Source organism: Ochrobactrum sp. SFR4 (assembly GCF_019730395.1).
In the GTDB taxonomy this organism is placed as follows: domain Bacteria; phylum Pseudomonadota; class Alphaproteobacteria; order Rhizobiales; family Rhizobiaceae; genus Pseudochrobactrum.
Map to the genome: position 1 here is coordinate 1 of NZ_JAAPBB010000985.1, position 257 is coordinate 257.

Below are 257 nucleotides of genomic sequence, written 5' to 3' on the forward strand. Positions count from 1 at the left end.
CTTTAAGCTAGTGCGGCCATTCCTCGGCCGGCCAGTCGCGCGACGTGTGGATGACGCGCACGATCACGACGCTTTCCCGGCCCCCCACGTCCCGCAGCTCATAGGCGATGATGTAGGGATGACGGGCGAGGGACTTTTCATAGGTTCCGCTCACCCGCCCCGGCCGGCCGGTCGCAAATTCGCCGAGCTTGTTCCCGGCGTCCTCGATCGCATCCACGACCCGTTCGGCGGCGAATGGGTTGTCCTCTGCGATATAG

The 257-nt window shown here is 64.6% G+C and carries 1 protein-coding gene; it reads right to left on the minus strand.

What is annotated here, in order from left to right; genetic code table 11:
• Nucleotides 1-7: 7 nt before the first annotated feature.
• On the minus strand, nucleotides 8-257 hold a 250-nt coding region (locus HBA93_RS22035; RefSeq protein WP_221724669.1), incomplete at its 5' end, for a type II toxin-antitoxin system RelE/ParE family toxin.